The sequence below is a fragment of the Polynucleobacter brandtiae genome (assembly GCF_002797575.1).
Classification (GTDB): domain Bacteria; phylum Pseudomonadota; class Gammaproteobacteria; order Burkholderiales; family Burkholderiaceae; genus Polynucleobacter; species Polynucleobacter brandtiae.
Genome location: NZ_PGTX01000001.1, coordinates 221,880 through 243,929 on the forward strand (window position 1 = coordinate 221,880; position 22,050 = coordinate 243,929).

The window sequence follows — 22,050 nt, forward strand, 5'->3', positions numbered from 1 at the left end:
TTATTATGGCGATTACTAAACTTGCAAATAACATCATTGATGTTTATAGCTGGCCAACCCCGAATGGCCATAAGGTACACATCATGCTTGAGGAATGTGGCTACAAGTTAGGCAAAGATTGGCTTGCCCATCCGATTGACATTGGCGCAGGAGACCAATTTAATGCTGAGTTTCTTAAGATCAGCCCTAATAATAAAATCCCCGCAATAAGCGACCCTGTTGGCCCTGATGGTAAGCCAATACAAATTTTTGAATCAGGCGCTATTTTGTTATATCTGGCCTCTAAAACTGGGAAGTTTTTGCCAAAAAGTACGCGTGCAAAATATGAAGTGCTGCAATGGCTCATGTTTCAAATGGGGGGCTTAGGTCCGATGCTGGGTCAGAATCATCACTTTAGGCTGTATGCCCCTGAAAAAATTGAATACGCAATCAACCGCTACACTAACGAAGCCAAACGCCTCTATAGCGTCATTGATCATCAATTAAAAGATCACCCCTATATCACCGGGAAAACTTACTCAATTGCGGATATTGCCATCTTTCCATGGACCCGCAATTGGAAGAATCAAGGTATCGATATAAATGACTATCCACACTTTAAGCGTTGGTTTGAGATGATTAGCGAACGCCCTGCAGTAAAACGCGGGGTCGAAGTATTAACGGCCCTACGTAAACCTTTGCACGACGCAAAGGCTAGAGAGCAATTGTTTGGATCAACCCAGTATCAAAAAAGGAAATAGCATGAAGATTCAATCCGTTGGTGTAGTTGGTGCTGGAACCATGGGGAATGGCATCGCACAAGTCTGCGCATTAGCCGGACTAAATGTGACGATGGTAGATATCAATGATGCCGCCTTAGAGCGCGGTATGGCGCAGATTCATAAAAGCCTTGATCGACTCGTTAAAAAAGAAACTTTATCAATTCAAGCCAAGGATCTAGCCTTAAAGCAAATAAAAACCAGCACCTCGTACAGCGATCTCAAGGGTTTGCAACTAGTGATTGAAGCGGCGACTGAAAACCAAGCGATTAAAGAGCAAATATTGAAACAGATAGATGCGCTTGTAGCTCCAGAAACCATTATTGCGACCAATACTTCCTCGCTATCTATTACCAAGCTTGCAGCCCTAGATTCACATCCAGAGCGCTTTATCGGTATGCACTTTTTTAATCCGCCTCCGATGATGGCCTTAGTGGAAGTGATTCGGGGCTTACAAACCAGTGACGCTACCCATGCAGCCATTATTGAGATGGCTAAACATATTGGCAAAGAGCCTATTACCGTCAAAAACTCGCCAGGTTTTGTAGTGAACCGCATTTTGCTGCCAATGATCAATGAGGCCTTCTTTGTACTTCATGAAGGCCTGGCAAGCCCAGAAGATATTGATGCAGGCATGAAGTTGGGCTGTAATCAACCCATTGGCCCCTTAGCGCTGGCTGATTTAATTGGTTTAGACACCTGCCTGGCGGTAATGGAAGTATATTTTGAAAACTTTAGCGACTCTAAATATCGCCCTTGCCCTCTACTGCGCGAAATGGTTGACGCCGGCTACCTAGGCCGAAAGACTGGTCGTGGCGTATTTCAATACGAGACTCTCTAGGACTAGCTGTATTTATTGTTTTTGTTAATCATGCCAATATTAAAAAGAAATTTTGTGAATCCGTTGCCCCCTTTAGTTCGACGCTTAGCCTATGCAGGCCTTACTCCCTTTGTAGCACTAGCTCTGACAGTGCAACTTGGGCCAACTCCCCTCAATTATCTCGGTGCTGAATCGCTTGCTGGATATGGGGCAGTCATTACTGCATTTATGGGTGCTTTACATTGGGGCGCTAATTTACACAATTTAGGCAAACCTCCCGTCGGCGACCGATGGATAGATCGAAATGCCTGGATATGGGGCATAACACCAGCCCTCGTTGCCTGGTTAGCATTACATATTTATATCCCGGTCGCCCTGGTCATATTGGCCTCCACACTGATTATTCAACGCAACATCGACACGAATACCTATCGATATTACTTTGACAATGCTGAAGCTTTAGATGCCTTTATTACCTTACGAAACCACTTAACCATCGTTGCTGCTGGTTGCTTGGTATGGGCTTCTATTGTCATTCTATTTATTCAAAACTAATTTTATGCTGACGTCAAATCTAACGCTAACACTAGGGCTTTGAAAAAACAGATGGCAAATTTATTTGACCAAGCACCCCCACCGCCATTAGCTGAAGTATTGCGCCCCAAACGGATTGAAGAAGTAATCGGCCAAACACATTTGTTGGCTGCAGGAAAACCATTAAATCTTGCCTTCGTATCTGGTAAACCCCATTCGATGATTTTATGGGGGCCCCCAGGTGTGGGTAAAACCACTTTAGCCAGGCTGTCAGCCCACGCATTTAATCGAGAATTTATTGCTATCTCTGCAGTGCTTGCTGGCGTAAAAGAAATTCGCGAATCGATTGAACTAGCCCAGCAAAACTTTTCTCAGTACGGCAAACAAACAATCTTATTTGTTGATGAAATACATCGCTTTAATAAAAGTCAGCAAGATGCCTTACTTCCCCATGTTGAATCAGGCCTTTTTACCTTTATTGGTGCCACAACTGAGAATCCCTCATTTGAGGTGAACTCTGCCCTGCTCTCGCGAGCTCAAGTGTATGTCCTGAAATCACTTGACACTGATGAACTAAAGCAATTATTTGATCGGGCACACAATTTTTTAATGCCCACTACGGTATTTGAAAGTGCAGCCATTGATACCCTCATCCACAATGCTGATGGGGATGCACGTCGCCTACTCAACTTGGTAGAGCAAGTCCGAAATGCCATAACAACACCAAGTTCTGAAATTCAGGAAATTGATCAAACGTTTATTGAGAATGCCTTGAGTACTCAAGCGCGACGATTTGATAAAGGTGGCGATCAATTTTATGACCAAATTTCTGCGCTACATAAGTCTGTTCGTGGCTCCCATCCAGACGCAGCGTTATATTGGTTCTGCCGAATGCTTGATGGTGGCGCTGATCCACGCTACCTCGCTAGAAGAATCATACGCATGGCCTGGGAAGATATTGGTTTAGCCGACCCCAGGGCAATGCAACTAGCCAATGACGCAGCCCAAACTTTTGAACGCTTAGGCTCACCCGAGGGAGAGTTAGCATTGGGGCAGGCAGTTGTCTATTTGGCTATTGCCGCAAAGAGTAATGCTAGTTATAAAGCCTTTAGCGCGGCACGCGACTACGTAAGAAATGATCAAAGCAAGGCAGTTCCTCATCACCTGCGAAATGCACCCACTAAGCTGATGCAGGAATTGGGGCATGGAAAAGAGTATCGCTATGCCCATGATGAGCCGCAAGCCTATGCAGCGGGAGAATCCTACCTACCAGAGGGAATGGTAGAGCCTCGTTGGTACGAGCCCGTTAATCGAGGCTTGGAAGCTCAAATTTCAGAGAAAATGGCGTATTTACGAAAGTTAGATTTGGAGTCTCAAAAAAAATGATGCCCACTAAAGACGAAAATAAAAGAACTAAAGCAGTCTTCTATTACGACATCATTTCTCCTTACACATACCTTTATATTCATCAACGCCATCGATTAGATGAGCAACTCGAAATAGAGCCCATTCCTATTTTGCTAGGTGGCCTGCTAAGGGCAACCGATAATCGAGGCCCTGGTGAAGTAGCGGCAAAACGTCCGCATACTTATCAACACTGTGTTTGGCTCGCTGAAAAATTGGGTATACCACTCCATTTTCCAAAGCATCACCCATTTCAAACGGTTTCAGCACAAAGACTGCTAACCCAGCTGGGGGCAAACTGGCAAATGGTTGAAAAAGCATTTGAATATGTCTGGGTTCAAGGCAAAGATCCGAATCTTACTTGGCCAGAGTTTTGTCAATATCTCGGGGTAGACTGCTCGACCCCAAAACCAGATAGCCCTCAAATTAAAGCGCAACTGATGGCGAATACCGAACAGGCAAGGTGCATTGGCGCATTTGGTGTTCCCGCACTGTCTTTCAATGGGCATTGTTTTTGGGGATTAGATACGATTGATTGGGCGCTAGAGTATTTAAATCGCCCAAATATGTTTCAGGAACCGGCTTACCAAAGCGTTTGCAACATCCCTAGCGGCCTTTGAGCAATACAATGCACTTATTCACACTTTATCGAACCATAAGGATCTTCAAATGCGTAATCTAGTTACCACGATACTTTTTATCTCAAGCCTATTAGTCAGTGCGCTTACCTATGCAGGGCCCAAAGTGGAATTTAAAACAACTGCAGGTAATTTCGTTGTTGAACTTGATTCAATTAAGGCGCCAAAGACCTCTGCTAACTTTCTAAATTATGTCAACAAGGGCTTTTATAACGGGACGATTTTTCATCGTGTTATTGATGGCTTCATGATCCAAGGTGGTGGGTTTACGCCTGATTTAGTTCAAAAATCAACCGATGCACCAGTTGCATCAGAGGCGCAAAATGGCTTAAAAAATCAAAGCTACACTATTGCCATGGCGCGTACTTCTGATCCTGACTCTGCAACTGCGCAGTTTTTTATCAACGTCAAAGATAATGAAGCTCTGAATTATCCAAATGCGATGGGCAATGGCTACACCGTTTTTGGCAATGTCATTTCCGGCACTCAAACGATTGATGCTATTCGCAAAATACCAACAATGCTTGCATCAACTCCCAAGATGGGCCGTATGAGTGATGTGCCTAGCAAGACAGTTTTGATTGAATCGGCGACTGTTCTAAAATAAGCTCAATACTCAAGTATCTTGACTTCCATGATGATCCTATTGGATGACGCCCAAAGTACTGCGGCAAATCCATCTAGCCGACTTTATCAAGAAGCTGATCGATACTGGACAGTACTTTTAAGCTCAAATTACGAGGATAGTTTTTTAGCGGTGAATACTTGCCTTCAAGAAATACAGGAATCACTCGATCAAGGTCAATATGTCGTAGCGGCTTTTGCTTATGAACTAGGCGTGCTTCTTCAGAAAATAAATTCACGCAGCTTAAGACAAGATCACCCTGAAAACCATCCGCTGATTCAGGCTTGGTCCTTTAGGAACTTTAAAGCCCTATCAAAACCAGCTGTAGATGAGCTGGTGAGGGATGAACTAGCAAAACTGAATGCTCAATCACGTGTCTCTGGCATAGAAAATATTCAACTATCCATTGATGAAAGTCGATTTAATGCGGACATTGCGGCTATTCAGGAATACATTCGCAATGGTGATGTTTATCAAATTAATCATACTTATCGAATAACGGGCCAATGCTACGGCGATCCATTAGCGCTGTATGCGAGACTGCGTGATCGACAGCCTGGAAGATTTGGCGCTTATATTGCCAATGAAAATCAATACCTCTTATCGCAATCACCTGAGTTATTTATTCAGCGCGAAGGCGCTACATTTAAAGCGATGCCAATGAAAGGTACAGCAGATGCGCTGACCGATTCACCAAAAAAACTTGCTGAGGATAGAAAGAATCAAGCTGAAAACGTGATGATTGTGGATCTCCTCAGAAATGACTTGAGTCAAATTGCCTTACCTGGTTCTGTCGTTGTGCCCCAATTATTTGAAGTCGCGAGATACGGTGACGTATTGCAGATGACTTCAACCATTCAAGCGCAAGCAAGACCTGGCCTCCATTTAAAGGATGTACTGTCTGCCGTATTTCCTTGTGGCTCGATTACTGGCGCCCCTAAAAAGCGCAGCATGGAGATCATTCAAGAATTAGAAACTGAAGATCGTGGCTATTATTGCGGCGCCTTGGGTTGGCTAGATCCTAGCGGAGACTTTGCGTTTAGCGTCCCTATTCGCACAGTAGAAATAAACCATGATCAGAAAACGCATGCTTCATCGTTAATCTTAGGCATTGGTGCGGGTATCACCATAGATTCCGACGCGAAAGAAGAGTGGGAGGAATGCCGCATTAAATCTGCTTTTCTAAGCAAGCTTCCCAGCGAGGTGTCGTTATTCGAAACGATCTTAGTTAAAGCATCGATACCGCAATTTTTATCGGCTCACCTTGATCGCTTAAGCCGATCTGCATTTGCTCTAGGTCTTTCATTCCAGTGGCAAGAAGCTGAAAAAGCGGTTGCAGAAGCATGCTTAAACTGTCATGTGCAATGGCAATATAGACTCAGATTGGATCTAGCAACGACTGGAATGATTGAATGTCGCACAGAAAAAATACAGACACTTGAAAATTCAGTCAAGCTATTTTGGGCCGTAGACATACTGAAAGACCCCACACAATCCATCGTATTTTCAGGCAATCCTTTACTCAGGCATAAAGTAGCGAATCGTCCTGCCTACGATGAGGCTTGGCGTTCGGCAGAAAATTCAGGGGGGTTTGATGCCCTTTTCACTAATGAAAATGGATTTGTCACCGAGGGTGGCCGGACAAACCTTTTTATCCAACCAGGCGACAGTAATGAATGGATTACCCCGCCTTTAAGTGCCGGTTTATTGCCAGGTGTAATGCGCTTTACCATGCTAAGTGACCCACAATGGCATGCCCATGAGGCCAACATTACTATTGAAGACGTAATGCAGGCTAAACGGATTATGCTTACGAATTCCTTACGGGGTTTTATTCCCGCCCATTTTTAGAAGGCCTGCATGAAGTTTTGTTCCCAGTGTGCAGCACCCATTACAGCAAAAATCCCAGCAGGCGACTCGCGTGAGCGCCATGTTTGTGAATCCTGTGGAATAGTTCATTATCAAAACCCACGTAATGTAGTGGGCACCATTCCCGTCTATGGCGATCAGATACTCTTATGTAGAAGAGCAATAGAGCCTAGGCATGGCTTTTGGACGCTACCTGCTGGATTTATGGAGTTAGGTGAAAGCACTGCAGCAGGGGCCGCAAGAGAGACTTTAGAAGAGGCCGGTGTGAAGGCTGCTATTGGGCCACTATATGCTCTTCTGAACGTACCTCATGCTGAGCAAGTACATCTCTTTTATTTGGCTAGTATGGCAACGTCTGAATTTGAAGCTGGCGATGAAAGCCTAGAAGTTGCTCTTTTTTATGAGCATGAAATTCCATGGCATGAACTAGCATTTCCTACGATCAAGCAAACTCTTGAGTGGTTTTTTGCTGATCGTGCCGCCGGGATCTTTAAGAAGTCACAACAAGTCAGTGTCCGTAGCCGAGATATTCTGTCATCAGAAAAAATTAAAGCGTAATTAGCTCAATGAGTAATGTCACCTGGTTAGGCGCGCAAGATCACTTTCCTAATCCACTTATTTGCCAAGATCCAGATCCAAGCGTTCCTGGCCTCATTGCTGTAAGTGAACGCATCTATCCAGGACAACTAGCGAAGGCATATCAACTCGGTATTTTTCCCTGGTATTCGGATAATCAACCGGTGTTATGGTGGTCACCCAACCCACGCATGGTGCTTAAGCCCAAAAATTTTAAATGTCATCAGTCATTAAAAAAAGCAATTAAGCAATTTATACAAGATCAAAATAAGTCAATTGTGATTGACGATAATTTTGGCGCAGTACTCCGTTCATGCGCAATGACTAAGCGCAAGGATCAGGATGGCACCTGGATAACCCATGAAATTATGGATTCGTATACCCAACTCTATGAACAGGGTTATGCTCATAGCATTTCGGTTGTGGAGCATGGCAGTCTTATTGGCGGTCTCTATTGCGTCTCTTTTGGTGGCATGGTTTTTGGAGAGTCTATGTTTAGCCATCATAGTGATGCATCCAAAATTGCATTGGCAGCGCTTTGTGCCTGGTGTAATCAGCATCAGGTAGAGCTAATTGATTGCCAGCAAGAGACCGCCCATCTGCGCTCATTAGGTGCGGCGCCAATTGCTAGAGAACAATTTTTAGTCTATCTGCAAAAAGCCTTAAAGCAATCTAATATTGATATTCCTTGGAACTTTAACAAAGCAATTCTGCAGCACTGGCTATGACTCGCGTAAAAGAACTACCGCTAACTGCTTTGCAATTTTATGCAACAGCACCCTATCCCTGCAGCTACTTGCCTGGAAAAACTGCACGCTCACAGGTAGCAACGCCTTCGCACGTAATTCATGCAGATCTTTATGGTGAATTAGTCAATCTAGGCTTTCGTCGCAGCGGACTGTATACCTACAGACCTTACTGCGATGAATGCAATGCGTGCACGGCTACTCGTATTTTAGCCAAGCAATTTATACCTAATCGCAGCCAAAAAAGATCAAAGAAAAAGCACGCTGGCTTAATTGCCCGTATTCTCAATTTAAGCTACCAAGAGGAGCACTTTGCCCTTTACCAGCAGTATCAAAAAGACCGTCATCCCAGCCAAGAAAGCAATCCGGATAACCAAGAGCAGTACCAACAATTTTTATTACAAAGTCGCGTAAATTCTCGCCTTGTTGAATTCCGTGATGGGCCGAATGATGCGAACCCAGGGCAACTACGCATGGTCAGCATGATTGATATCCTTGAGCAAGGAATTTCATCGGTTTATACCTTCTTTGATACTAGCGATTCTTCCACTAGTTATGGCAGTTACAGTATTTTGTGGCAAATTGAGCGGGCTATAGAGCTGGCGCTTCCCTACTTATACCTAGGCTACTACATTCAAGATAGTGAAAAAATGGCTTATAAAGCCAAGTTTCAACCACTAGAGGGTTTGATTGAGGATCAATGGCAATCCATCATTGGGCCATAATATCGAATTATGATCGATAGCTACCCACTCCTACGCCCTCTACTATTTTCCCTAGATCCTGAGCGTGCTCATGACCTGTCGATGAGCGCCCTAGATCAGGCGCACCGTTGGGGTATGTTGAATTTATTCACTCAGCAACCAGCACCTGACCCCCGCATAGTGTGTGGAATTACCTTTCCTAACCCTGTTGGTTTGGCTGCTGGCCTGGATAAAGATGGGAAGCATATTGATGCACTCGGTGCGCTGGGCTTTGGTTTTTTAGAAATTGGCACAGTCACACCTCAGCCCCAGCCAGGCAATCCGAAGCCCCGTATGTTTAGACTGCCGCAAGCGCAAGCAATTATTAACCGCATGGGTTTTAACAATGATGGTGTTGATGCCTGCGTAGAGCGGGTCAGAAATTCTGCTTATTGGCAAAACGGTGGCATTGTAGGATTAAATATTGGCAAGAATGCCAGCACCCCTATTGAAAATGCCGCAGATGATTATGTCGCAGCGATGAAATCGGTCTATAAAACTGCCGCCTACATTACCGTCAATATTTCCTCTCCTAACACCCAAAATCTGCGAGCCTTACAAGGCGAAGAAATGTTGCGCACTTTGTTGAGCTCACTAGATATTGCCAGAGAAAAACTGTGTGATCAGCACGGGGTTCGCAAACCCTTGTTCCTCAAAATTGCACCGGATTTAGCGCCTAAAGATATCGATTTCATTGCCGACCTCTTATTGGAGTTTGGTATTGACGCCATTATTGCCACCAACACAACTATTGCCAGAGATGCTGTCAGAGGACTTATTTTCGCGCAAGAGGCCGGAGGGCTCTCCGGTGCACCTGTTCGTCTACCATCTACCAAAGTAATCAAGACACTGAAAACAAGGCTAGATGGGGAAATTCCGATTATTGGTGTGGGTGGCATCTTATCTGGGGCCGATGCTAAAGAAAAGATGTCCGCAGGAGCAAGCTTGGTTCAAATTTACAGCGGCCTGATATACCGCGGTCCGAGGCTCATTTCAGATTGTGCGAAGGCGTTAAAAGCCTAATTAATCGCCCTCCTGACTCAAGCAACATAGCTTGATGATTTCATATTGTGCAATTTATAGAAAAATCGCTACAATTTAAGGTATGACTTTATCTAAAGTGGCAAAAGTATCCAAAACAACTAGTGAGGCGGGCAAAACAGCCATCCAGGTAATTGAGCGCATGATGAATTTGCTTGACGCCCTTGCTGTCCACGAAGAATCTACTGGCCTTAAAAATCTTGCTGAAGAAACCCAACTACACCCATCTACGGCGCACCGCATCCTAAATGACCTAGTGGCCTGCAGATTGGTTGAGCGCGGCGATGGCGGTACCTATCGACTTGGCCTCAAGCTACTAGAGTTAGGAAACTTAGTTAAAGCAAGGCTCTCTGTGCGAGAGGCGGCACAAGCACCAATGAGAGCACTACACAAGTTAACCGGTGAAACAATTAATCTATCGGTCCGGCAGGGAGATGAGATTGTCTATATTGATCGCGCTTATAGTGAACGCTCCGGTATGCAAGTGGTTCGTGCCATCGGCGGAAGAGCCCCGCTACACCTCACCTCAGTTGGTAAATTATTTTTAGCGAGCGATGATGCATCTCAGGTACGCGCCTATGTCACGCGCACTGGACTGTCAGGTCACACCAAAAACAGCATTACGGACCTATCAAAATTAGATATAGAGCTCAATCATGTCAAAAAAGATGGTCATGCACGCGATAATGAAGAGCTCGAACTAGGCGTTAGCTGTATAGCTGCTGAAATTTTTGACGATAGTGGCAAGTTAGTAGCGGGCCTCTCCCTTAGTTCACCCACTGATCGCATTCAATCCGAATGGCTACGTCAGCTACAAGATACAGCAATACAAATCTCCAAAGGCATGGGCTACATACCGAAGCCCGCTATCGCCTAAACCTACATTAACCTACGAATTGACTGTGGTTCACCGGCAGGCATTCGCTCATACCATTCTTTAATACGAACGGCATCTGCAAAGCGAGATTGCGTTCCAACTGAGTCTAAGAAAACAAGTAATAGGGGCGTATTGTTTACTCTAGCCTGCATCACTAAACACCGCCCAGCTGCGTTAATGAATCCCGTCTTTTGAAGTCCGATATTCATATCACCTGCACGTACTAATCGATTTGTATTTAAAAATTTCTGCGGGCGATTAGCAATAATCATCGTTAGATCAGGCCAGGTTGAAAATTCGCGAATCATTTTATACTGGTACGCGGCGCCCAACATCCGGGTAAGGTCTTCTGCAGATGCTACGTTCTCACTTAATAAACCAGTGGGATCAGAAAAATGGGAGCGAGTCATCCCCAGCTCTTTAGCTTTGCGATTCATGGCATCAACGAATGCAGGAACTCCCCCAGGGTAGTTTCTAGCAAGCGTATAGGCCGCGCGGTTCTCAGAGGACATCAATGCCAGTAACAAGGCCTCTTCTCTAGTCAGCACGGTACCGCCAGCAAGCCGAGAGCCATGATAAATGTGAACATCTTCAGCGTTGATCACAATAGTTTCGTCAAGCGGCATTTTAGAGTCTAATAAAACCATTGCCGTCATCAACTTGGTGATCGAGGCAATTGGCAAGCTGACAGAGGGGTTCTTCTCAAAATATACTTCTTTAGTGTCTTGATTGACTACCATTGCAACACTAGACTTCAGACTGAGATCGTCATGCTGTCCCCGTAAACCCAGAGCAGTTGCAAAGGACGGTCTGGCAGCAACAAGGGGTTCGGTACTGCGCGTAACCGTGACACGAACACGCTTTTGCTTCTTGGATGATTTTGCCGCTTGTTTGGAATCCGGTTTGCCAGCAGATTTTGCAGCAGGCTTGCTTGGTTTTGAATTTTGCGCCGTTGGATTGGCGGCTACCACTGAAATTGGATTTAAGGTCACAAAGGTGAGTACGGCAATCAATCCAAAAGCCCAAAAACGATTCAAACTCATCCCAAAATGCCTTCCCAAAATTTCAACATCCCCAATGATAGTTAACTTTTTCAATGCAAAGTACTTATTAGCAATGAAAAGCGGGGATAGCCTGATTTATATGAGCCTACTATTCAGCAATGGTTACCACGGCGTTTGTTTGGCGGGCATTGACCAATATCACGCCAAACATGGTGAGTGCTAACCCAGCAACCATTAGCAAAGTAAAAGGCTCATCAAATAGCAGCCATGCCATCACTGCCGTTGTTGGAGGCGTCAGATACAGCAGACTTGTGACCTTGGTAGCCGCCCCCTTTCGGATCATCATAAACAACAGACTGATCGATCCAATGGATAAGGGAAAGACAGCCCAAAGTAATGCGCCCACTACCGGCGCATTCCAGATCATGACGCCAGATTCGAAAAAATACATACAGAAAAAACATAGCACGGCAGAAATGCTAAATTGAATAGATGAGCCCGCCCTGAGATCAAAAACAGGGCAAAACTTCTTTTGATATAAGGTGCCAAAGGTAATGGAAAGTAAAGCTGCAAAAGCAAGCACGTAACTTGTTACAGGAATATGAGCAAAGCCAATTTTTTCGGCCACTACTAGTGCGACACCAGTAAACCCAAAGGCTAAGCCAATCCATTGCCTACTAGTGACCTTCTCAGAAATCCAGGCAGCAAACCAGGCCGTTAGAATTGGCTGAAGACCTACGATAATCGCTACCAGACCAGCAGTCATTCCAAGGCGAACTGCAAACCAAACACCCAGTAGATAGCCAAACTGAAGTAATGCCCCTGCTACGGCGATATGCCTGATTTGCGAGCGACTCGGCCAGCTAATCCGCCAGATGAGACTGAGGCAAGCCATCGCTATTAAGACCCCAATAAAACGCCAAAACAAAAAGGTTGCCGGCTCCACATAGGGCATTGCCAAGCGAGCAATGATAAAACCAGTGCTCCAGATCAGGACAAAAAATGGAGCAATGAGATTGTCCAGCTTCAAATGCATAAGGTATTCATTAAATGGAAGGGAAATTAATCTTGAATTACCAATATTGGTTGTGTTGCTAATTTTAGGCTTATTCAGTCGCTAAGCTCGGTATTTAGCCCAATTGCAACTTTTTATTGCTAAGCAGCAATACATTGGTAGCGCAATTTATTAGTTTATCGGTAGTATTAGGGAGAAGTCTTATGAAGATATGCCGGAAATCCACCAGAAAGCGATTGAGATGAATCTAACACCAGAACAAATGGCTGCAGCTCAAAAGGCCAATTTAGAAACCTTGACCGGCCTCACGAAGCAAGCACTGCAGAGCATCGAAAAATTAGTAGAGCTCAATATGCAAATTGCAAAACAAAGCTTGGGTGATAGCATGACGAGTGCGAAGAAAGCATTGGAGGTAAAAGATATTCAGCAGTTACTCGCCCATCAAGCAGAAGCTGTTCAACCGATGGCTGAAAAAATCATGGCGTACAGTAGACACCTATACGAGCTAGCGCATGACACTCAAGAAACCTTTACAAAATCTGCTGAAAAAGAATTGCAAGCCGGGCAACAAAAAATCAATTCTTTGGTCGAAGATTGGACTAAAAATGCACCGACAGGATCTGATGCTGCTGTCAAGGTTATGAAGCAGGCCATTGCTTCTGCTAATACCGCTTTTGAAACTAGTCAAAAAGCGATCAAACAAGCCGTTCAGCTAACTAAGGGTAATTTAAATACCGCAACTGACTCTGCGATGGATATAGTAAAAACTGCTACAAAGGGTTCAAAGAAATAAAAGAGTTAGCTGCCCTAGTTGCCACTAAAAATAAAAGCCCATATCACTGGGCTTTTATTTATTACTACTGAGCAGCATCCAAGGCTCAATGCCTCTTCTTAACCGGTGGCAAATCAGTGCAATGCCCACTAGCTGCTTCAGCTGCTAAGCCAACAGACTCACCTAAGGTTGGATGCGGATGAATAGTTTTCCCCATATCAATAGTATCTGCACCCATCTCAATGGCAAGACAAACCTCGCCAATCAAGTCGCCTGCGTGGGTGCCAACGATCCCGCCCCCAATAATGCGCTTGCTTGTCGCATCGAAAATTAACTTCGTAAAACCTTCATCCCGACCGTTGGCAATTGCCCTTCCACTAGCCGCCCAAGGGAACAATCCTTTTTCATAAGCAATGCCTTGCGATTTACATTGCTCCTCCGTTAGACCCGCCCAAGCCACCTCAGGATCAGTGTAAGCCACCGATGGAATTTGCTTTGCATCAAAATATGATTTCTGGCCAGCTGCAGCCTCTGCAGCAACATGACCTTCATGAACCGCTTTATGCGCCAACATAGGCTGCCCAACAATGTCGCCAATAGCAAAAATATGTGGTGCATTAGTGCGCATTTGATTGTCAACATGAATAAAACCGCGCTCATCAACCGCAACACCAGCCGCACTAGCATTAATCTTTTTACCATTAGGCGTACGCCCTACTGCAACCAATACCAGATCATAAATTTTCGGTTCTTTAGGGGCATTCTCACCTTCAAAACTAACTTGTATGCCGTCCGCTTTTACCTCTGCTTTTGAGGCACGGGTTTTCAACATAATGTTTTCGAAACGGCCGGAATTAAATTTCTCCCACACCTTTTCCAAATCACGATCAGCACCGGCCATTAAACCATCCATCATTTCTGCGATATCTATACTAGAGCCTAAGGTGCTGTAAACCGTAGCCATCTCCAAGCCAATAATGCCACCTCCAATCACTAGCATGCGCTTAGGAATACTCTTGAGTAACAAAGCGCCAGTACTATCTACAACCCGAGGATCTGCAGGCAGAAATGGCAACTTCACAGGCTGGCTACCAGCTGCAATGATGGACTTCTGAAAACGAATGATTTCTTTCTGACCTGTGAGCTCTTGTCCGTCACCAGAAGTTAATTGGACTTCGACATGATTTGCATCTAAAAAGTGTCCGAGACCACGAACCACTTTTACTTTTCTTGCCTTAGCCATACCAGCCAGACCACCAGTAAGCTTTCCAATGACAGAATCTTTGTAAGCGCGCAACTGATCAAGCTCGATCTTCGGAGCTCCAAAAGTAATGCCATGCTTGGCCATTGTTTTGACTTCGTCCATCACTGCCGTAGTGTGAAGCAATGCCTTAGATGGAATGCAACCTACGTTCAAGCAAACTCCGCCTAAGGTAGCGAAGCGCTCAACGATGATGGTATCCATTCCCAAGTCAGCGCTACGAAAGGCGGCACTGTAACCACCGGGGCCAGCGCCCAATACAAGAACCTCGCATTCGTGATCAACCTTACCGCTATATTGATCACCAGTAGGTACGCTCATCACCGGTGTCTCTACTTTGGCAACTGGGGTTGCCTCTAAAGCAAGGGCTGGGGATGAATTCGAGGTAACTGCCTCAATTTCGCAAACGATGCTCCCTTTACCCACTTTATCGCCCGCCTTAACTGCAATACTGGTAACTGTGCCGGCAGCATCAGATGGAATCTCCATCGTTGCCTTGTCTGACTCGAGTACTAGCAAAGGCTGCTCTTTTGCTATGACGTCACCTACTTTAATTAAAACTTCAATTACCGGGACGTCTGCATAGTCGCCAATATCTGGAACTAGAATGGATAGCTTAGCCATGATGCCTCCTTAAAGCGCTGCACGACGGAAGTCGGACATGAGCTGAGCGATATACACATTAAATCGAGTTGCAAGAGCGCCATCAATTACTCGGTGATCTGCACTCAGAGAAAGAGGGCAGATCAAGCGTGGCACAAACTGCTTACCATCCCAAACGGGCTTCATGGCAGCCTTACTAACACCTAAGATTGCCACTTCGGGTGCATTCACAATGGGAGAAAAATACGTCCCGCCAATACCACCTAAGGAGGATATGGTGAAACTAGCCCCCTGCATTTGATCTGGCTTTAGTTTTCCGTCACGAGCTAGTGCAGCTAACTCCGAAGTCTCACGAGCAAGCTCAACAATCCCTTTTTTGTCTGCATCACGAATAACCGGCACTACTAAACCATTGGGCGTATCGGCAGCAAAGGCAATATTGAAATATTTTTTGAGAACTAGATCATCGCCATCAATAGAACTATTGAACTCAGGATACTTCTTGAGTGCCGCTACTGCAGCCTTCATTAGAAAGGCTAACATTGTGATTTTGACACCCTGCTTTTCATTCTCCTTATTGGTAAGAACCCGAAATGCCTCTAGATCGGTAATGTCTGCATCCTCGTGATAAGTCACAGCAGGAATCATCACCCAGTTACGCCCCAAGTTGGCAGCGGTAAGTTTCTTAATGCGATTCAGTGGCTGACGCTCTGTATCACCGAATTTAGAAAAATCCACTTTAGGCCAAGGAATTAAGTTCAAGCCGCCCAAACTACCGCCCGATGCATTTGCACTATTAGCTCCATTACTAGCACCACCAAGCATCGCAGCTTTTACAAATGCTTGCACATCGTCTTGCGTAATTCTGCCCTTTGGACCGCTACCGCTCACCCGATGAATCGTTACCCCTAATTCGCGAGCAAATTTACGAACCGTCGGGCTAGCGTGGCTTGCAGTGGCGTCAATCTCCACTGGAGTATTAACCACTGGCAGCGGCACTGGAGCACGTTGAATTGGTGGCTCAACAGGCACTACTGAGCTGATTGATGCTGCAGGGGCCACCGCAACAGGAGCCAGTACAGCGGCGGCAGCCGGAGGAGCAGGAACGGCGGCCGCCCCATTTTCTTCCAATACAAGAACAATAGAACCCTCGGAAATAGAATCACCCGTTTTGACTTTAACTTCTTTCACAATGCCGGCATGCGAAGAAGGAATATCCATTGTGGCTTTATCGGATTCCAGGACAACGATGGATTGCTCCACCTCAACCCGATCACCAACTTTGACCAACACTTCAATAACGGGAACATCCTGGTAATCCCCAATATCCGGGACCTTGATATCAATTAATTGGCTCATAGTTTCTATCTCTTATCAAACCGTCATTGGGTTTGGTTTACTTGCATTGATCTCGTATTTTTTGATAGCCTCAGCAAGCTTCTGACGATCCATCTGACCAAAATCTACAAGAGAGCGCAGTGCTGTTAAAACAATCCAACGACGATCGACCTCAAAGAAATCACGCAATTGCTCGCGCGTGTCTGAGCGTCCAAAACCATCTGTACCGAGCACCTCAAATCGTCGACCTAGATGCTGAATTGCTGGACGAATTTGTTCTGCGAATAAACGCACATAATCTGTTGCAGCAATCACTGGGCCTACAGTATCTTTTAGGCACTTCTCCACATGAGAAAGGACTGGAGCAGAAGCTGGATTAAGCAAATTGTTACGATGGGCTGCAGTCCAATCGCGACCAAGTTCAGTAAAGCTTGGGCAACCCCACAAATCAGAGGAAACACCCCAGTCTTTATGCAGGATTTCTGCGGCTTCAATCACTTCACGGAAGATCGTTCCTGAACCCAGTAGCTGAACTCGCAACTTAGCATTCGCCTCACCAACGGAGCTCAGCTTATACATGCCCTTAATGATGTCCTGCTCAGCGCCCTTCGGCATAGCTGGATGTGCATAGTTCTCATTCATTAGAGTGATGTAGTAATAAACATCTTCCTGTTCAGTAAGCATGCGGCGCATACCATCTTGAATTACCACTGCAACCTCAAAAGAAAATGATGGATCGTAACTGATACAGTTAGGAATAGCTGAACTCCAAACTTGACTATGTCCATCCTCATGCTGAAGACCTTCACCATTGAGCGTTGTCCTGCCAGCGGTACCACCGAGCAAAAAGCCACGGCTACGCATATCACCAGCAGCCCAAGCCAAGTCACCAATGCGCTGGAAACCAAACATGGAATAAAAAATATAGAAAGGCAGCATGGGCACACCATGTGTCGAGTAAGCAGTAGCGGCCGCAATCCAGTCGCACATACCACCCGCCTCATTAATACCCTCTTGCAGGATTTGACCGGTCTTATCCTCTTTATAGAACATCAGCTGGTCATGATCCTCAGGCGTATAGAGCTGGCCCGCCTGACTCCAAATGCCAAGTTGGCGAAACATGCCTTCCATACCAAAGGTACGAGACTCATCAGGAACAATGGGCACCACGCGTTTACCAAGCACCTTGTCACGCACTATCGTGTTCAGTATGCGGACAAAAACCATCGTGGTCGATATCTCTCGACCCTCAGTCGTTGCCTCCAATAAAGGTGTAAAGACATCCAATGCTGGCACTGGCAAACTCTCCGCCTTCATACGACGCTGGGGCAAATATCCGCCTAATTCTTGGCGACGCGCTTTCATATAATCGAGCTCTGGACTACCTTCAGCAAATTTCACTAGAGGCATTTCTTCTAACTGCTCATCTTTTACTGGAATCTCAAAGCGATCACGGAAGCGACGAACATCGTCATCGTTCATCTTCTTTGCTTGGTGAGCAATATTCATCGCTTCACCAGAACCACCCATACCGTAGCCTTTAATGGTGTGAGCCAAAATCACAGTAGGTTGGTTTTGGTGGTTTACTGCAGATTGAAATGCTGCAAACACTTTGTGTGGATCATGTCCACCGCGATTTAGCTGCCAAATATCCTCATCACTCCAGTCACTCACTAGCGCTTTGAGTTCTGGGGTATTGAAAACTATCTCACGAACGTATGCACCGTTTTTTGACTTCATGGTTTGATACTGTCCATCGACAATTTCACCAAGACGCTGCATCAAAATTCCTTTTTTGTCGCGTGCAAACAGCGCATCCCAATTTCCACCCCACACAACCTTGATCACATTCCAGCCAGATCCACGAAATTCACCTTCGAGCTCCTGAATAATCTTGCCGTTACCGCGCACCGGACCGTCAAGGCGTTGCAAATTGCAGTTGATAACAAAAATAAGGTTGTCTAACTTCTCCCGGCCAGCCATGCCGATCGCACCCAAAGATTCGGGCTCATCAGTTTCGCCATCACCTAAGAATGCCCATACTTTACGACTTGCAGATTGGATAAATCCACGGTCTTGCATGTAACGCATAAAACGAGCTTGATAAATTGCCATGATTGGGCCAAGACCCATCGACACCGTTGGAAACTGCCAGAAATCAGGCATTAACCAAGGATGAGGGTAACTAGAAATCCCCTTACCACTGACCTCTTGGCGGAAGTTATCCAACTGCTCATCGCTTAAACGCCCCAGCATGTAGGCTCGAGCATAAATACCCGGTGCAGAGTGCCCCTGAACGAATATTAAATCGCCACCGTGCTCTGGTGAAGGTGCGTGCCAAAAATGGTTAAAGCCAACATCGTATAAAGTTGCGGCCGATTGAAACGAGGAAATATGTCCACCAACATTGGTATCCTTGTTAGCGCGCAAGACCATTGCCATCGCATTCCAACGCGTGTACGAGCGAATGCGATGCTCAATATTTTGATCGCCTGGAAGCCTAGCCTGCTGGTCCACCGGAATAGTATTGATATAAGGCGTCTCAGCATGAAACGGCTGGTTCACTCCGTTAACTCTGGCATGGGAGATTTGCTGATCAATTAGATAGGCCGCTCTTTCAGCGCCCTCATTTCGAATAACACCATCCAAAGCTTGTAACCACTCTTGGGTTTCCCCTGGGTCTGAATCTTGCTTGCCTGCACTTCCCAAAATTTGATCTGGAACCGCTGCCATAAACTGCCTCCATTAAATACATTGGTGTTATTGAACTACTTTATAACTCACATTTTAGGAAGGTCCGTGCAGGTAAACAAGCAATCTTTCACATAATGATAATATTTCTCATTATATGGAATAATGTTGCGTTGCATATATAGAGCTGTTACAGCTTAACTAATCCATAACCATTTGATAAGGCAAAATAAAGCCATCATATGAGCGCACTAGCACCACTAATCTTCAAACTAAGACCGACACTTTTGCTTCGCAAAATAAGAAGTTTCAGGCTTGTCTTCACGCCATTAATAGCGATCGTACTGTTTACGATGGTGATGGGCTTAATCCTAGGAACCCTTCAACTGCAAGAAAAAAGTCAGCAAGAGGCGGGATTATTCAGAGAACTCTCCATCGCAAAGCAGCGCATTCAATTGCGCTTCGCAAACAATACAGATTTAATGCAGTCGATGGGAAGGGAGTTTATTGGCAGTAATAATTATGACAAAGCCAAGAACAACTTTACGGCGGAAGCAGAAACGCTAGTCCACGCAAATCATGAAATCATCCAAATTTTATGGATTGATGAAAAAGAACAAAAGCAGTTGAGCATCCCGCCGAGCAATATCAAGTTAGATTGGCTGAGAACACCCAATAATTCACCGATCGTTAGTGAGGCACTTAAAAAAGCAATCGATTTAAGCGCAGCTACAAACCGGGCTGCATTTAGTAAATACCTCACTATCACCATTCCGGGCGATGAGCTTGTTGGCAAAGAAATACGTGATGTATTTTGGCAAACAGTTCCACAGTTTTCCGGAAACGAGATCCGAGGCATGGTGGCTGTTCTGTACTCAACTCAAGGCATCCTGGATATCATTCCGGGCGAACTAAAAGGGCAGTATCGCTTTACTCTAATAACGGATGAGGACAAGGTATTGGCAATCTCATCAGATAAAAATATTCCTAAACGGGCATTTAGCAATCAAACAAGTCTAGATTTAGGGGTGCTTAGTCCAAATCTCAGTTTACGCATTGACACGTATCCACCGCCAACAAACTTAAGTTTTCGCATGCTGATCGGCGTGGTACTTGGCTTGAGCGCCTTTGTTGTGTGGAGCCTGTGGTCAGTGTTAAAGCAAATGCAAGTAAGGCAAGAAGCAGAGGCGAATCTTCGTGCAGAAACAAATTTTCGTAGTGCAATGGAGAACTCAACACCAGTGGGTATTCGTGCACATGATATGAATAAGATGATTACCTATGTTAATCCGGCATTTTGCGATATGACAGGCCTGTCAGCCGATGAATTAATTGGCCAGAAACCACCTTTTGTGTTTTGGCCTGAGGCGGACAAAGATGCCTTAAATGAAAAGATAAATCGGGCATTAGAAGGATCGATGGGGGAGGAAAAAAAGGCCGGTATCGAGGGTTCCATTGTCCACCGCAATGGCACCATCATACAAACCCGCACTTTTATCTCGCCGTTAATTAATGAGAAAGGCAAGCAAACGGGTTGGGTAACTTCGTTAATTGATATTTCTGAGCCGAAGAAAATTCGTCAAGAATTGGCAGCTGCGCAAGATCGTTTTGTAACAGTGCTTGAAGGATTGGACGCCTCGGTATCCGTGGTATCAAATGAAACAGGTGAACTGCTTTTTGCAAATCGCTTTTATCGAGATACCTTTGGTGCAGATGCTCGGGGACACTTTGACTTAGTCGGCATTGATGCTGTAGCCCCCCCTATCAATTCAGAATTAGAATCCGAAGAAATTCAACTTCTCAACGAATCTACTGGAATATCAAAATGGTACGAAGTGCGCCGTCGTTTTATTCCTTGGGTTGATGGTCACTTAGCGCAGCTCTTAATTGCTACCGACATTACAGTTCGAATTGAAGCGGATGACTTAATGCGACAACATGAAGAGCGCATGCAATTTACTAGCCGCTTAACGACAATGGGGGAAATGGCCTCCTCTCTGGCTCATGAGTTAAATCAACCACTGGCAGCTATTTCAAACTACTGCATGGGGGTAGCCAAACGCTTACAAGGTCATATGGACCCTAGCGTACAAAATGATATTCTTCCGGCGCTGGAAAAAGCGTCTAGTCAGGCGCATAGAGCTGGAACCATCATTCAGCGAATCAAGGGCTTCGTAAAGCGCAGTGAACCCCAGCGATCCTCTTGCGATATAAACGACATCATCAATGATGCTACGGGGCTGGTTGAAATTGAAGCCAACCGCCACCGGCTTAGTATTAGGTCTCATGTAGAAGAAAACTTGCCAAAGGTAGATATAGATCCGGTCTTGATTTTGCAAGTTTTAGTCAATCTTCTGAAGAACTCGCTAGACAGTATGCGCGAGGCTTACCCCATTTCCTCCAGATGGTCGGCCCCTCCAGTGACGATTTCTGCGGACTTAGAAACCAGTACCTTTCCAGCCATGCTGCGCATTCAAGTAAGGGATACAGGTGCCGGGATCACTGAAAACGTTCTTGAACGTATGTTTGAGCCCTTTTTTAGCACCAAGAATGATGGTATGGGCATGGGCCTGAATATTTGCAGATCTATTATTGAGTCCCATCAAGGTCGTCTATGGGCAAAAAACCAGATGGATGAGGAACAAATAAAGCTCATTGGCTGCACCTTTACAATACTATTACCTCTTGAGATAACTGACTCTGGAGCCAGTGCCTAATTTTTACCCTTGGATTGA

General features: G+C 45.3%; 19 protein-coding genes. 14 read left to right on the forward strand and 5 right to left on the reverse strand.

All coding sequences use genetic code 11. The annotated features are described in order from the left end of the window. Positions 1–32: 32 nt before the first annotated feature. The 12 genes from B0G85_RS01200 to B0G85_RS01255 all read left to right on the forward strand — a co-directional run bounded on the left by B0G85_RS01200 (position 33) and on the right by B0G85_RS01255 (position 10,631). Positions 33–740, forward strand: coding sequence for a glutathione binding-like protein (locus tag B0G85_RS01200; protein WP_100379132.1), 708 nt, complete (start codon positions 33–35; stop codon positions 738–740). A 1-nt stretch (position 741) separates the two neighbouring features. Further along, complete coding sequence (locus B0G85_RS01205; protein WP_100378619.1) at positions 742–1,599, forward strand: 3-hydroxybutyryl-CoA dehydrogenase; 858 nt, start codon at positions 742–744, stop codon at positions 1,597–1,599. A 54-nt stretch (positions 1,600–1,653) separates the two neighbouring features. Next, entirely contained in the window at positions 1,654–2,133 is a 480-nt protein-coding gene (locus tag B0G85_RS01210) for a DUF3429 domain-containing protein (RefSeq protein WP_100379133.1), read from the forward strand. Positions 2,134–2,184: 51 nt separating this feature from the next. Further along, a complete protein-coding gene (locus tag B0G85_RS01215) occupies positions 2,185–3,498 on the forward strand; it encodes a replication-associated recombination protein A (RefSeq protein WP_100378620.1) in 1,314 nt (437 codons plus the stop codon). Then, positions 3,495–4,136 (forward strand): 2-hydroxychromene-2-carboxylate isomerase, encoded by a 642-nt coding sequence (locus tag B0G85_RS01220; protein WP_100378621.1) that lies wholly within the window; start codon positions 3,495–3,497, stop codon positions 4,134–4,136. Before B0G85_RS01215 ends, B0G85_RS01220 begins: the two co-directional genes overlap by 4 nt. A gap of 49 nt (positions 4,137–4,185) precedes the next feature. Next, positions 4,186–4,761: a peptidylprolyl isomerase gene (locus B0G85_RS01225; protein ID WP_100378622.1), complete on the forward strand. Its 576-nt coding sequence runs from the start codon at positions 4,186–4,188 to the stop codon at positions 4,759–4,761. Positions 4,762–4,788: 27 nt separating this feature from the next. Further along, positions 4,789–6,630, forward strand: coding sequence for a bifunctional chorismate-binding protein/class IV aminotransferase (locus B0G85_RS01230; protein ID WP_232725884.1), 1,842 nt, complete (start codon positions 4,789–4,791; stop codon positions 6,628–6,630). Positions 6,631–6,639: 9 nt separating this feature from the next. Beyond that, positions 6,640–7,206: an NUDIX hydrolase gene (locus B0G85_RS01235; protein ID WP_100378623.1), complete on the forward strand. Its 567-nt coding sequence runs from the start codon at positions 6,640–6,642 to the stop codon at positions 7,204–7,206. A gap of 8 nt (positions 7,207–7,214) precedes the next feature. Then, entirely contained in the window at positions 7,215–7,952 is a 738-nt protein-coding gene (gene aat, locus B0G85_RS01240; protein WP_100378624.1) for a leucyl/phenylalanyl-tRNA--protein transferase, read from the forward strand. Beyond that, positions 7,949–8,695, forward strand: a complete 747-nt coding sequence (locus tag B0G85_RS01245; protein ID WP_100378625.1) for an arginyltransferase — start codon at positions 7,949–7,951, stop codon at positions 8,693–8,695. Before aat ends, B0G85_RS01245 begins: the two co-directional genes overlap by 4 nt. A gap of 9 nt (positions 8,696–8,704) precedes the next feature. Next, positions 8,705–9,736, forward strand: a complete 1,032-nt coding sequence (locus tag B0G85_RS01250; RefSeq protein WP_100378626.1) for a quinone-dependent dihydroorotate dehydrogenase — start codon at positions 8,705–8,707, stop codon at positions 9,734–9,736. Positions 9,737–9,818: 82 nt separating this feature from the next. After that, complete coding sequence (locus B0G85_RS01255) at positions 9,819–10,631, forward strand: IclR family transcriptional regulator (RefSeq protein WP_100378627.1); 813 nt, start codon at positions 9,819–9,821, stop codon at positions 10,629–10,631. 2 nt (positions 10,632–10,633) lie between these two features. Here B0G85_RS01255 and B0G85_RS01260 read toward each other — a convergent pair whose 3' ends face one another. Together B0G85_RS01260 and B0G85_RS01265 are read right to left on the reverse strand one after the other, a co-directional pair. Further along, positions 10,634–11,674, reverse strand: a complete 1,041-nt coding sequence (locus tag B0G85_RS01260) for a serine hydrolase (RefSeq protein ID WP_100378628.1) — start codon at positions 11,672–11,674, stop codon at positions 10,634–10,636. Positions 11,675–11,783: 109 nt separating this feature from the next. After that, a complete protein-coding gene (locus B0G85_RS01265) occupies positions 11,784–12,671 on the reverse strand; it encodes a DMT family transporter (protein ID WP_100378629.1) in 888 nt (295 codons plus the stop codon). Positions 12,672–12,891: 220 nt separating this feature from the next. Here B0G85_RS01265 and B0G85_RS01270 point away from each other — a divergent pair, with 220 nt between their 5' ends. After that, positions 12,892–13,443 (forward strand): phasin family protein, encoded by a 552-nt coding sequence (locus B0G85_RS01270; protein ID WP_100379135.1) that lies wholly within the window; start codon positions 12,892–12,894, stop codon positions 13,441–13,443. Positions 13,444–13,528: 85 nt separating this feature from the next. Here the strand turns inward: B0G85_RS01270 and lpdA are convergent, their stop codons facing one another. Genes lpdA through aceE form a run of 3 tightly spaced genes read right to left on the reverse strand, consistent with a single transcriptional unit; the run spans position 13,529 to position 19,357 of the window. After that, the gene (lpdA, locus tag B0G85_RS01275; protein ID WP_100378630.1) at positions 13,529–15,307 is read right to left on the reverse strand and encodes a dihydrolipoyl dehydrogenase; all 1,779 of its coding nucleotides are present in this window, start codon (positions 15,305–15,307) and stop codon (positions 13,529–13,531) included. A gap of 9 nt (positions 15,308–15,316) precedes the next feature. Beyond that, positions 15,317–16,645, reverse strand: coding sequence for a dihydrolipoyllysine-residue acetyltransferase (gene aceF, locus B0G85_RS01280; protein WP_100378631.1), 1,329 nt, complete (start codon positions 16,643–16,645; stop codon positions 15,317–15,319). Positions 16,646–16,660: 15 nt separating this feature from the next. After that, complete coding sequence (aceE, locus tag B0G85_RS01285; protein ID WP_100378632.1) at positions 16,661–19,357, reverse strand: pyruvate dehydrogenase (acetyl-transferring), homodimeric type; 2,697 nt, start codon at positions 19,355–19,357, stop codon at positions 16,661–16,663. Positions 19,358–19,674: 317 nt separating this feature from the next. Here aceE and B0G85_RS01290 point away from each other — a divergent pair, with 317 nt between their 5' ends. Next, positions 19,675–22,032 (forward strand): PAS domain-containing sensor histidine kinase, encoded by a 2,358-nt coding sequence (locus tag B0G85_RS01290; protein ID WP_232725885.1) that lies wholly within the window; start codon positions 19,675–19,677, stop codon positions 22,030–22,032. Positions 22,033–22,050: the final 18 nt, after the last annotated feature.

What these genes read in the sequence shown, in the direction of transcription:
- B0G85_RS01205 (WP_100378619.1), top strand. Translation starts at nt 742, where the DNA reads ATGAAGATTCAATCCGTTGGTGTAGTTGGTGCTGGAACCATGGGGAAT.
- B0G85_RS01215 (WP_100378620.1), top strand. Translation starts at nt 2,185, where the DNA reads ATGGCAAATTTATTTGACCAAGCACCCCCACCGCCATTAGCTGAAGTA.
- B0G85_RS01220 (WP_100378621.1), top strand. Translation starts at nt 3,495, where the DNA reads ATGATGCCCACTAAAGACGAAAATAAAAGAACTAAAGCAGTCTTCTAT.
- B0G85_RS01225 (WP_100378622.1), top strand. Translation starts at nt 4,186, where the DNA reads ATGCGTAATCTAGTTACCACGATACTTTTTATCTCAAGCCTATTAGTC.
- B0G85_RS01230 (WP_232725884.1), top strand. Translation starts at nt 4,789, where the DNA reads ATGATGATCCTATTGGATGACGCCCAAAGTACTGCGGCAAATCCATCT.
- B0G85_RS01235 (WP_100378623.1), top strand. Translation starts at nt 6,640, where the DNA reads ATGAAGTTTTGTTCCCAGTGTGCAGCACCCATTACAGCAAAAATCCCA.
- aat (WP_100378624.1), top strand. Translation starts at nt 7,215, where the DNA reads ATGAGTAATGTCACCTGGTTAGGCGCGCAAGATCACTTTCCTAATCCA.
- B0G85_RS01245 (WP_100378625.1), top strand. Translation starts at nt 7,949, where the DNA reads ATGACTCGCGTAAAAGAACTACCGCTAACTGCTTTGCAATTTTATGCA.
- B0G85_RS01250 (WP_100378626.1), top strand. Translation starts at nt 8,705, where the DNA reads ATGATCGATAGCTACCCACTCCTACGCCCTCTACTATTTTCCCTAGAT.
- B0G85_RS01255 (WP_100378627.1), top strand. Translation starts at nt 9,819, where the DNA reads ATGACTTTATCTAAAGTGGCAAAAGTATCCAAAACAACTAGTGAGGCG.
- B0G85_RS01260 (WP_100378628.1), bottom strand. Translation starts at nt 11,674, where the DNA reads ATGAGTTTGAATCGTTTTTGGGCTTTTGGATTGATTGCCGTACTCACC.
- B0G85_RS01265 (WP_100378629.1), bottom strand. Translation starts at nt 12,671, where the DNA reads ATGCATTTGAAGCTGGACAATCTCATTGCTCCATTTTTTGTCCTGATC.
- B0G85_RS01270 (WP_100379135.1), top strand. Translation starts at nt 12,892, where the DNA reads ATGAATCTAACACCAGAACAAATGGCTGCAGCTCAAAAGGCCAATTTA.
- lpdA (WP_100378630.1), bottom strand. Translation starts at nt 15,307, where the DNA reads ATGGCTAAGCTATCCATTCTAGTTCCAGATATTGGCGACTATGCAGAC.
- aceF (WP_100378631.1), bottom strand. Translation starts at nt 16,645, where the DNA reads ATGAGCCAATTAATTGATATCAAGGTCCCGGATATTGGGGATTACCAG.
- aceE (WP_100378632.1), bottom strand. Translation starts at nt 19,357, where the DNA reads ATGGCAGCGGTTCCAGATCAAATTTTGGGAAGTGCAGGCAAGCAAGAT.
- B0G85_RS01290 (WP_232725885.1), top strand. Translation starts at nt 19,675, where the DNA reads ATGGGCTTAATCCTAGGAACCCTTCAACTGCAAGAAAAAAGTCAGCAA.